This is a genomic window from bacterium (genome assembly GCA_030018315.1).
Lineage (GTDB): Bacteria > Hydrothermota > UBA3073 > JACQXS01 > JAGMCI01 > JASEGA01.
Window position 1 is genome coordinate 1 of record JASEGA010000038.1, and the last position, 11,498, is coordinate 11,498.

The 11,498-nt window shown below is 37.4% G+C and carries 13 protein-coding genes; 3 read left to right on the plus strand and 10 right to left on the minus strand.

The window, feature by feature from the left end; genetic code table 11:
• Both QMD71_09250 and QMD71_09255 read left to right on the plus strand, forming a co-directional pair.
• The coding region (locus QMD71_09250; protein ID MDI6841013.1) for a DegT/DnrJ/EryC1/StrS family aminotransferase at window positions 1–1,118 on the plus strand (1,118 nt) is incomplete at its 5' end.
• Window positions 1,115–1,726: a sugar transferase gene (locus tag QMD71_09255; protein ID MDI6841014.1), complete on the plus strand. Its 612-nt coding sequence runs from the start codon at window positions 1,115–1,117 to the stop codon at window positions 1,724–1,726. The genes QMD71_09250 and QMD71_09255, both read left to right, overlap by 4 nt.
• Here QMD71_09255 and murI read toward each other — a convergent pair.
• Window positions 1,685–2,506, minus strand: a complete 822-nt coding sequence (murI, locus tag QMD71_09260) for a glutamate racemase (protein MDI6841015.1) — start codon at window positions 2,504–2,506, stop codon at window positions 1,685–1,687. The genes QMD71_09255 and murI overlap by 42 nt on opposite strands.
• Window positions 2,507–2,766: 260 nt before the next feature.
• Here murI and QMD71_09265 point away from each other — a divergent pair, with 260 nt between their 5' ends.
• On the plus strand, window positions 2,767–3,072 hold the full coding sequence (locus QMD71_09265) for a hypothetical protein (protein MDI6841016.1): 306 nt from the start codon (window positions 2,767–2,769) through the stop codon (window positions 3,070–3,072).
• A gap of 119 nt (window positions 3,073–3,191) precedes the next feature.
• Here QMD71_09265 and QMD71_09270 read toward each other — a convergent pair whose 3' ends face one another.
• From QMD71_09270 to QMD71_09310, 9 genes are all read right to left on the minus strand, one after another.
• Window positions 3,192–3,566 carry a hypothetical protein gene (locus tag QMD71_09270; protein MDI6841017.1) on the minus strand — a complete coding sequence of 125 codons (375 nt, stop codon included), beginning with the start codon at window positions 3,564–3,566 and terminating at the stop codon, window positions 3,192–3,194.
• Window positions 3,567–3,674: 108 nt separating this feature from the next.
• Window positions 3,675–5,390, minus strand: coding sequence for a CTP synthase (locus tag QMD71_09275; GenBank protein MDI6841018.1), 1,716 nt, complete (start codon window positions 5,388–5,390; stop codon window positions 3,675–3,677).
• Between the two features lie 396 nt (window positions 5,391–5,786).
• The gene (locus tag QMD71_09280; GenBank protein ID MDI6841019.1) at window positions 5,787–5,912 is read right to left on the minus strand and encodes a hypothetical protein; all 126 of its coding nucleotides are present in this window, start codon (window positions 5,910–5,912) and stop codon (window positions 5,787–5,789) included.
• 78 nt (window positions 5,913–5,990) lie between these two features.
• Window positions 5,991–7,355, minus strand: a complete 1,365-nt coding sequence (locus tag QMD71_09285) for an HD domain-containing protein (GenBank protein MDI6841020.1) — start codon at window positions 7,353–7,355, stop codon at window positions 5,991–5,993.
• 418 nt (window positions 7,356–7,773) lie between these two features.
• Entirely contained in the window at window positions 7,774–8,058 is a 285-nt protein-coding gene (locus QMD71_09290; protein MDI6841021.1) for a PqqD family protein, read from the minus strand.
• 98 nt (window positions 8,059–8,156) lie between these two features.
• On the minus strand, window positions 8,157–9,056 hold the full coding sequence (locus QMD71_09295) for a hypothetical protein (protein ID MDI6841022.1): 900 nt from the start codon (window positions 9,054–9,056) through the stop codon (window positions 8,157–8,159).
• A gap of 77 nt (window positions 9,057–9,133) precedes the next feature.
• Window positions 9,134–9,316 (minus strand): hypothetical protein, encoded by a 183-nt coding sequence (locus QMD71_09300; GenBank protein MDI6841023.1) that lies wholly within the window; start codon window positions 9,314–9,316, stop codon window positions 9,134–9,136.
• A complete protein-coding gene (locus QMD71_09305; GenBank protein ID MDI6841024.1) occupies window positions 9,313–10,368 on the minus strand; it encodes a radical SAM protein in 1,056 nt (351 codons plus the stop codon). Before QMD71_09305 ends, QMD71_09300 begins: the two co-directional genes overlap by 4 nt.
• Complete coding sequence (locus QMD71_09310) at window positions 10,355–11,395, minus strand: radical SAM protein (protein MDI6841025.1); 1,041 nt, start codon at window positions 11,393–11,395, stop codon at window positions 10,355–10,357. Before QMD71_09310 ends, QMD71_09305 begins: the two co-directional genes overlap by 14 nt.
• Window positions 11,396–11,498 lie beyond the last annotated feature (103 nt).

The window sequence follows — 11,498 nt, forward strand, 5'->3', positions numbered from 1 at the left end:
AAGTCGTTGACACTTTAAGGTCGGGCTGGCTGACTACTGGACCAAAGACTGAGAAATTTGAATATGAGTTTGCTAAATACATTGGAGGTACGACCTCAAGCTGTAAGCATGCGATTGCAGTTAATTCATGTACTTCCGCTATACATCTTGCATTACTTGCTTATGGGGTTGGTGAAGGTGATGAAGTAATCACTACTCCTTATACATTTGTGAGCACAGCTGAGGTAATAGTCCATACGGGAGCTACTCCAGTATTTGTTGATATAAAAAGAGATACATTTAATATCGATGTCTCTAAGATAGAAAAAGCAATTACCTCTAAAACACGTGCAATTATACCTGTCCATATTGCGGGTCAGCCATGTGATATGGCTGAAATACTTAATATAGCAAATAAATACAATCTTATTGTAATTGAGGATGCAGCGCATGCATTGGGAGCAGAATACAAAGGTAAAAAGATAGGCACAATTGGTGATGCTACTTGTTTCAGCTTTTATTCTACAAAAAATCTTACTACTGGAGAGGGTGGGATGATAACTACAAATGATACAGAGATAGCAGAAAAGGTACGAATTTTAGCTTTACATGGGATGTCAAAAGGTGCATGGAAGAGGTATAGTGCAAAGGGCTCATGGCAGTATAAAATCATAGATAAAGGTTATAAATACAACATGTCAGATATACAAGCAGCTATTGGAGTTGTTCAGCTTAAAAGATTTGATAGAATGCAACAAAGGAGGAAAGAGATAGCTGAAATCTATAATAAAGAATTTAACGCGATTCCTGAGCTAATTAGCCCGCATCAAAAGAGTTTGACAAAACATGCATGGCATCTTTATATTATTCAAATAAGACCTGAGCTATTAAAAATTACAAGAGACGAGTTCATTGATGCTCTTTCAACCGAAGGAATAGGGACATCAGTCCATTTTATACCACTCCATCTCATGCCTTATTACAGGAAACGATATGGATTTAAGAGGGGTGCATTTCCCAATGCAGAATATGTATATGAAAGGGTAATCTCACTCCCACTTTATCCAAGACTATCATTGAATGATGCTAAATATGTAGCAAATGTTGTAAAGAAGATAGTCAAAAGTAACTTAAAGTGATTAAGCGTATAATTGACATCATATTTTCTGGTTCACTTTTATTATTCTTATCACCTGTTTTCTTGCTTATCTCCATTTTAATAAAATTAGATTCAGCAGGTCCTGTATTTTATAAATCCTTAAGAGTAGGGAGGCTAGGTAAGCCATTTAGAATGCTTAAGTTTCGTTCAATGGTAAAGGATGCAGCCCTAATAGGACCTAAAATAACAACAAGAGATGACCCAAGAATAACCAATATAGGTAGACTGTTACGAGCTACAAAGGTTGACGAGCTTCCAAATCTATTTAACGTTTTAAAAGGTGAATTAAGTCTTGTAGGACCACGTCCGGAGCTTCCTGAATATGTCAAAAGATATAACAAAATGGAGCAAGAAGTCTTAAGATTGAAACCGGGAATTACAGGCCCTTCACAGCTTAAATATATAGACGAAGCAGAGAAACTACACAATATTGACACTGACTATCCATCAATTCTATCCGATAAACTTGCACTTGACCTTGAATACTTAAGTAATGCAAGCTTCTTATTTGATATAAAAATTCTACTTAATACTTTAAAGAAGCTACTATCCCAAAGTTATTTGATTACAAGGAACTGGAAACCCTAAGAACCTATCACTGAGTTTTCTGAATCCTCTTGGAACATCGGAGAAGTAGAACTTGTGCTGTAGGGGCAGGGTAACCCTGTCCCTACACTTTTGTTCAATCCCATGTTTTTTCAAAACATTTCTAACCTCAAGGGCAACTGAAGCCGCTGAGTCTATAAGCTTAACACTTGTGCCCATAATCTCTTTAATCCTATGTTTTAGTAACGGATAATGGGTACAGCCTAAAATAAGAGTGTCTATTTTTTTCTTTTTAAGACCTGAAAGATAACGCCCTAATATAAGTGTTGTAGCAGTATAATTAATCCAGCCCTCTTCTACCAAAGGCACGAGTAGTGGGCAGCTTTTTGAGTACACTTTGAGGTGAGACCTCTTTATTTTTGGGGTTATTTTATGGATTGCAGTTTTGTAAGCACCACTCTCTATAGTAGCCTTTGTCCCAATTACACCTATTACCTGATTTTTTGTTGTCCTAATTGCCTGTCTAACTCCCGGTTCTATAACCCCAATGATAGGTAATGAATACCTTGCTTTAAGCCACTCAAGTGAGGTTGCCGAAACTGTATTGCAAGCCACTACTATAAGTTTAACATCCTTTGAAAGTAGGAATTGAACAATCTGGTCTGCAAACTTCCTAATTGTCAGAGTGGATTTACCACCGTAGGGGACTCTTGCAGTATCACCAAAATAAACTATTTGCTCATTTGGCAAAACCCTTACAAGCTCACGCACTACTGTAAGACCACCAACTCCGGAGTCAAATACGCCAATAGATTTAACCATCAGATACTTCAGCCTTAGGCTAAGATTATTTTATCTTGAATAACTCAGTTGTCAAATTATTTTCATTGTTAAATCTTTATGATAAAGTTTTTAAGAAAGGTACGAATAAAAAGTGAGGACTGTAAAAATAAAGTCAAAAATAGGAGGTAAGATGTTGAGGAAATTTGTAAGTTTGCTATATGGATGTTTGAGGTATTATTTCTTTAGGTTGGCACTTATCTCTTTAACTCTTTTTGAGATTGCTTCGGCTACGCCTCGCAATGACTTGTGCAGAAGATATAGTACCGCTTAGCACTATTCACAGGATTGCTTATTCTAATGCTCGTGCCTTATGGGGAGGTACCACCTCAGGTGATGTATACGGGACTGAGTCTATCCCGTATTATGCACTTGATGATGAAGTCATAGCCTATATGTTTAACTTCAGTATAGGGCAACCATTTACGTTTGATAACTGGTATGTGTTTACACCTGCCTTGCCGTCAGGCAGGGATTTTCACAAGAAACGAAGAGTTCAGCATGACATCTTGGGGTGTCACCTATGCTACTGCAGGCCAGGTTTGTAACCCTATTTGTGTACAAATATCAATTCGGGTAGAAGTATCACCTGATTGAAACACGAATCTTCTACAAATACTACTATCACTACTCTGCCATACAACAATGTAATTGCTACCATCTGAAGCTACTGTAGACCTAACCCCTTTTGTAGAGATGCTAATTTGTGACGATGTATCACTTTATCTTCCCATACAACGAGGTAGTTGTCACCATCCCAAGCTACTGCGGGTGATTTTTGTATACTATCTTGAGTACAGATAACAATTTCAGCTAAGGTATCATCTGATGGGCTTACTCTTCTACCATAAATATCGTAATTACCATTCCTCTTATCTGACCACACAATGAGATAATTACTACCATCCCATGCTATTGCAGGCGACTCTTGTGCATTATCTTTCTTGCAGATAGCAATTTCAGGCAATGTATCACCTGACGGCTTCACAAGTCTGCCATAAATGTCACCATTACCAGGAATCCGACTATCTTCCCATCCCAAACTACTTTAGGATTATATTGAACATGACCTTCTTGACAAATAGGAAAATCTGCACTTATACCGTAGCCATAAATTAGCCCAAAAGTTAGCAAAATACCCATTACTCTTTTACTTTTGTTTGTTAACTATAGCTTCTAAAAATCCTAAGAATAGTGGGGCTGGTTTAATAAATCTTGACCTAAACTCCGGATGTGATTGTGTAGCAACAAAAAATGGATGTCCCGGTAGCTCTAAGAACTCAGCTAATTTAGTTCCATCCAACCGATAATGATGACCCGAAAATACAAGCCCACCCTTTTCTAAAGCCTTCTCAAACTTAGGTGATAGCTCATACCTATGACGGTGGCGTTCTATCACATAGCTTCGCCTTTCCACAGGATCCTTTGGAGATGCCTTCCCAATCCTAAAATGCTCAAGCGGCTCCTTCATATCCTCTTTAATTCTACCTTCTTTTTTATAAAGTTTGTAAACAAGTGTCCCTTCCTTAAGCCTCGCAGCATAAGCACCGAGTCTCATTGTCCCGCCATACTTAGATTTAGCAAGTATCTTACGCTGTTCTGGTAGAACAGTAACTACTGGATATGGTGAGTTTGGCTCCACTTCTGTTGTATGTGCACCTTTGAAGCCAACTACATTTCTTGCATACTCAACAATTGCAAGCTGCATCCCAAGACATAGGCCAAGGAATGGAATACCATTCTCACGTGCATATTGGATAGCTTTAATCTTACCCTCAATCCCTTTAGTGCCAAAGCCACCCGGAACAATTATACCATCGTAATCTTTAAGTATGCGGCTACCTGAGCGTTCTATTTTTTTGGAATCTACCCAACTTATCTTTGGCTTAACTCCAAGTCTTGCACCTGCATGTTCAATTGCTTCATTTATTGATATATATGCATCTTTAAGTCTAAAATCACCTACATCTATATATTTACCAACCATAGCAATTGAACAAGTAAACTGCGGATTTTTCAACCTGTTAAGTAATTCAGTCCATTTATTCCAATTGGGTTTCCTTTTTGGTTTAAGTGATAACTTTGCAAGTATCTTTTGACCAAGATTTTCGCGTTCAAAATTTATTGGTACCTCATACACTGACTCAATATCAGGTGCCGATATTACAAACTCTCGTTTTATATTTGCATAAGTTTCTATCTTCTTCCTGCGTACATCATCAAGTGGCTTCCTGCCACGACATAAGATTATATCAGGTATTATACCATTCTCTTGTAGCAATTTTATTGCCTGTTGTGTAGGCTTCGTCTTCATCTCTCCAATATGAGATGGTACAGGAAGGTATGTGATTAGCACATAAACAACATTGGATTTACCAATCTCTCTTTCTATCCCTTTAATAGCAAAAAGGAATGGTATATTCTCGTAGTCACCAACAGTGCCACCTATCTCTATAAGTGTGATATCGTAGCCCGCACCAGCCTTTCGTATTCTTGTCTTTATCTCATCCGGTATATGAGGGATAAACTGGACAGTCTCACCAAGATATTCACCTTTTCGCTCGCGGTCTATAACAGTTTTGTATATTTGACCTGTAGTTATATTATTACATTTTGAAATATCAATCCCAATGAAGCGCTCGTAGCTACCAAGGTCTTGGTCTATCTCACCACCATCATTTGTGACCCACACTTCACCATGCTCAGTCGGCCGTAAAGTGCCGGCATCATAATTTATATATGGGTCTATCTTAATAGCAGTAGCTGAGTAGCCGTATTCAGTTAGTATCTTACCAATACTTGCTGTAGCTACCCCTTTACCAACACCGGAGAGAACACCGCCTATCACAACTACATACTTCTCCATTAGCGAAGTAATATTTTCATCAAAGTATGTTTGTTAAAAATTATCACGAAAACACGCCTGCCTGATGGTAGGCAGGAAAGAATGAAAGCACGAAAAGGATTTAAGCATAAAAATTGGTATTTTTTATAGATACCTAAACTATTAGTGGTCAAAAGAGCTACTTGTAGAGTAATAATACTTAACCTCAGCTCCCCAATTTAGGCTGTCACCAACAGATATTACGTAGAACTTGGCGTATCCATCTCTACATTTGGCTACAACTGAATGCCCAACAAACAACGGAGGTGGCAGACTATCCCAGAAGCACTAGTAATTGCATCCAATTCAACTGCCCCCATATCTTTTGTTTGGCTCGGCTAGGTTACTGTATCTGCGTGAGTTCTAAACCATAGATAATTATCCCACGTAAGTAAAACCGCCTCCTGTAGGACCCTTCTCTTTCTCACAGGCTACACTGATAAGGAGCACACTTAACACAAAAATACCTGCCCCTATTCCAGTAACTTCTAAAAATTTTTTCATGCTCACTTCCTAAAATAAATTTATATAAAATTTTAATGGTTGTCAAGTTTTGTTTTTAAGCATGCTGAAAAACTAACATCAGATCTCACTTACCTGTCGCTTCTTGCAGTATTTCTGTCTTACAAATTCTATCGCCTCTTCTTTAGTACGAAGTTCACCACTCACCTGTGCCTCTTCTACCTCTTGCAGTATTTTCCTAAACCTAGGGCCTGGCTTAAGGCCAAGTGCAATTAAGTCGTCGCCTGTTATTATACGCTTAAATTTGGGTCGTCTCATATCCTTCCACATTGTGATACCTATTTTTAGCAAATCAAGTAACTTTTTACTACCCATCCCCCCTGATGCAATAGCATCTGCGTATGCAAGTAAAAATATACCAGGTGTATCAGCACCGCCATCCCTTACAAGCCGCCATATTGCTTTAGCAGTTGGAATTCCATCACTCGCTAACAGGTGTGGTCGCATATGATACCGTATAAGAGTTGCAATACTTCTAAATTCGTAGTTACTTAATCTAAGCTTCTCTCTAACATTATTTAGCAGTTCTATCCCTTTTCTCTCATGTCCATAAAAATGCACTTGCCCACGCTTATCCTCACTGTAACAGTAAGGTTTACCAATATCGTGTAATAATGCACTTAACTTTAGGGTAGCTAATTTCCTATTGAAGTATTCTTTACACTCTTTAATTTGCATTTGTTCAATTTTTTTGACAGTAAGTATTGAATGGTTAAGTAGATTACCGCCCCGCTTTCCCTGTGCTACTTTTCTCATTGGCTTAAGTTCAGGTATTATAACATCAAGTATTCCAAGTCTTGCCATCCTTTGTAAAGTTGGATACGAATTTTTTACTTTCAGCAATAGCATTATTTCTTCCCTTTTACGTTCAGCTGCCGATTTATTTAGCAGTCTGACATTTTGTTTCATCACTTTAATAGTCTCAGCTGTTATCTTAAAGCCGAGTGTAGCAGAAAATCTAAACCCACGCAGTATTCGGAGTGGGTCATCTCTTATACCATTTTCTGATACCATTTTTATACGCCCTTTTTCTACATCTTTTACTCCATAAAATGGGTCAAATATTTCAAGTCCCGGCAGTCTCGCAGCTATAGCATTAATAGTAAAATCACGCCTACTAAGGTCTTTTTCAATTGATTCCATACCATTGAAATCAAAAGTAAGAGGTGCTACCTCAAGCTCTTTTCGGTAGACTACTCTCGCCTCATCATTTTTCTCATCAAGCAAGACAAATTTACCTTTAATTTTAGTAGCAAACCATTTTGCAAATTCTATACCGGACTCTTTGATTGCAAAATCAAAGTCTTTAATTGGTAACCCAATGATAGCATCCCTTATAGCGCCGCCAACAAGCCATGGCTCATTTGCTTTAAGTAGAAACTGCATAAATGGGTTAAGTTTAGCTTTTAGCTCTTGTAAAATCATAAACCAAATTGTATTACCAGTTTAGACAAAAGTCAAACAAAAGTGAAAATACACAGATAGACACAGATATGAACACAGATGGACACAGAAAGAATGGCAGTTTGGTATCACTTAAACAACAAAAAGGAGAGATAAAAGTTGTAGGTTTTGTAATTGGATTTATTTTTGTAGCTCTTAATTCTTAACTATACTTTGAGTCCTTCACTTTGTGAACAATTAACCAAGATTATGGATTAACCACAGATGAACGCAGATAGATACAGATAAGGTCAGGATAAATACAGATGTTTATTTCACCCAAATAAATCTGTGTCCATCTTTCAATCATCTACGTACATCAGTGTTTATTCGCGGTTTCCTTCGGGCCGAGCCTTAGGACGAGGTCAAAATTTAACGCATTATTTGGGATTAAGCACCTTTATTTTTCATTACAAGCAACTAATCCCTCTTTAATCAAATCGTTTATCAGTTCCAATACATCTTCTTTTACTGAATCCCTTTTGGATACCTCATATCTATCATATATCCCATCTATCATCTCTTTGACACTCTTACCAGCCTCAATCCAGCCCCAAATTATTGCGCCTACTTTTTCTAATACATAGTAAAAGTTGGTCTCAGTATTTAAGAGTATCACATCTTTGTCAACCACACGGAATAGAGTTTGAGGTGACTTCCTAAATCGTTGATTAAGCTTAACCATTAAACCTCCATTTCTTAATTTAGTTCATCAAGTAATGGCATGTCTGGTGATTCTGGGTTAGGTATCAATATTTTTATTTTTTCTATTGTTTTACCCATTTATAATTCCTCTAACAAATTCTTAATGACATCCGGTAAGCGATGCATATCTTTACCCAAGAACAATTCATATTGGCGAGTCTGTGACACTAAGTCAACTAAAAAGTTGAATTTTTCCGCTGCTGATTCCTTATTGTTCTTTAAATAATGGGCAACACCGGGCAAGAATAACTTCTTTAAAGACTCGGTAGCTGAAATCCTTTTGTAGGTAAGACTATTTCCTTTACCAGAGATAAAAAAAATCAATCTTGCTGGGAGCTCCTTTGAATCTGAGAAAGCATCTCCTACATTAAATAGAGTAGAACACTTTCCTCCCCATATATACTGGGCAGTTTTAACTCCTTTAATTAAATTAGTATCCCCCTTTACACTAACTGTTCCACTTACACTAAAAATGTTTATCCTACTGTCTCGTTTTTTAAGAAATGCCTTATCATCGCATATAAATTGAAAACCAGAATTAACTAAATTTAAGATAACAGTGGTCTTACCTGCTCCAGGGTCTCCAACAAAGAGAACACATTTGCCTTCTATCCCAATTCCTGAGGCGTGGAGGACGCCAAAACTGTGTCCTAAAAGTGCAGGAGTACACACTTTGGGAACTATCCGCTTTATTGTAAGATTTAAAAAAGAATCAGGTACAAGAGTATCTTCAGCTACAAATATATCTATGCTATCAAATGCTCCCCTAAAATAGGCTACACCATGAGTGAGGAAGCTTTCTTTAGTCGTTTCACTTAGTTCACTTCCATCTGAGCTATCAAATCGAAAAATATCACTCCCTGATTCAATATTATGGATATAAATGCAAGCACTTTCTTCACCAACTGAATCAATTGGCGAGATATACTGGTCTATCTTTGAGTGAAGTGAAAGAAGATTAGAGCTCACTTTAACCACTACACCCCGAAAGTTATAATATCGTGTATAATACAACTGGTTGCTAAAAGCCACTCTTTTCTTAAGAAGCACCTACTTCACGCACAGTTCTTCCCTGCTTGCTCAGAGTAGCATGCAACAAGATTATAATAATCGTAATAGGAAGTGGAATCCATAGTAGAGGCCCATATCTTTTCTTGCTTTTTGAGAACTGGCTTGACATACTTATCACGCACCTTCTTATTTGCCAAGTTGCTTGCCTTGCCTTTCTTGCACCTCATCTTTTACCTCCTTTCTTAAGTTTTCTTTGACTTTTAATCAAGTTCTTGGTTATTCGACAACACTCACGTGGGACTTCAAAAATATTTCCAGATTCTAGATATGCCACACCACGACTGGGAAAGCACTTATTTAGTAAAAACTTGCAGGAATAGCACTTAAAGGCTGAGATTTCTAAATTTCTCATCCAATGAAATATATTAGAATTTAACCAGATATCACTTAAAGCTTGTTTTCTTAAGTCACCGGCTTCAGGAGTCCAGAAGTGGTAAAGTGATGGATAAACTTTTCCATGTGAATCAATAACACAGTAATGACGGGTGGCAAGCCTAACCCTGGATTTAAAATTTAACCTCGCCTCTTTTCCCATAGGTAAGGTGTCATCTTTGAGATATGGCGGAAGTGGCACTTTAGCAAAAAGGGCTTGTAGTTCATCATCTGATAGTCTGTGATAAGTTGGTGATAAGTCCCTATTGAGCGCAGGCAAGATCAAGGGAATAGCATATACTCTTATACCAAGCTTTTCTGCTAAGCATTGAAAGTCATCAATATCGTCAAAATTCTCTTTTATTATCGATTGCGCAGCCCACCATTTTATACCTTTTTTATTTAGCATATCTATACCTTCCATTATCCTTTTAAAAGCACCATTTACACCCACAATCTTATCATGTATCTCAGCCCTTGAGCCCTCAAGACTTACTTGAACTTCGATGGGGTAAGAATTAAATCTATCCACTATTTGATTGGTGAGTAGAGTACCGTTTGTAAGAAGGAAGACATAAAACCCTTTCTTAAAAGAGTATTCTAAGATATCAACAAAATCGTCTCGCAAAAGGGGTTCACCACCACTAAATGTTAATTCAAAACAGCCTAAATCTGCTAATTGGTCAAGTATGTTCTTAACTTCTTTTGTAGTAAGCTCATCTTTAGAAGATTGACCCACCATTAAGCAATGAATACACCTGAGATTGCAAGCATTAGTTAGGTTAAAATGGACTTTATATAGGAACAAAGGATATTTTTTGTCAAGTAAGTCTTTATATTCGCGCATTTTCTTGACTCCTGGTTAGCAGTTTGGTAACCATTGTATCGTTTCTCATAATGCGACAGTATTCTACTCCAATCTTTCTTATATCTCTCGTTTGAAGCCATGACTCACCTATACAAGAGCGACAATAGGGAAAATACTTACAGCTACCACAGGGGTAGGCTTCTTTTCTAATTTCTCTTACTCGCTGAAATACTGGACTATACTTCCAGATTGTAATAAGCTTATCTTTACGTAAATCACCTGCCTCCATCCGAAGGATACCGCAAGGATAAACCTTACCATTCGCCCCAATAGAGAAAAGACTATAGCCTGCTCCACATAATCCTCGGTGCTTTAGCTTACTTGGTTCATAACGTTGGCTCCAATAATCCTTAGAGGTGAGCTCTTTGATTTGGTCATCTGAAAGCCGATAATTTAAAGGTAAGGTTGAGCCACTGTAACAGGGGAAGACTTCTAAAAGGACTATAAAAGGAAGACTGAGCTCCTTACAGAGCCCTATTAGCTCATCAATGGTAGCAAAATTTTGCTTCATCACTCTGATATTTACAGTTGTTTTTATATTTGCCATTTTTAAAAGTTTTAACCCATTTAAAGTTGAGTTAAATGACCCTCTTACTTGTGTAATACTTTCATGAACTTCAGGCTTTGAACTGAACAAACTCACAAAAACACGCAAAAAGGCGAATGAGGAAAGTCTATCCACTACTGGTTTTGTAATCAATGTCCCATTGGTAAGCAATTCAATGGAAAACCCTTTTGAAGCAGCATATCCTATAATATCAAAAAAATCTCTTCGTAAAGAAGGCTCACCACCTGAAAATGTAATAGTAAATATGCCTATCTTAAGTAACTGGTCAATAATATGAGTAATTTCATCCAAAGAAAGCTCATTATCAGCAGATTCATCATTCATGCAGTGAACGCAATTTAGGTTGCACCTATTCGTGACTTCGAACTCTACCCCAGATGGGATTGGCGTACCATCTTTTGACTGGAAAATAGTGTATTTGTCAACTTCCTTTACCATTTTGTTTAACTTTTATTATATATAATAGCATTTTGCTCATTTGTCAAGTTTTTTGCTTTGTTGAATAATTCGCTTTACAAAACTTGCAACACCTTGATTGACA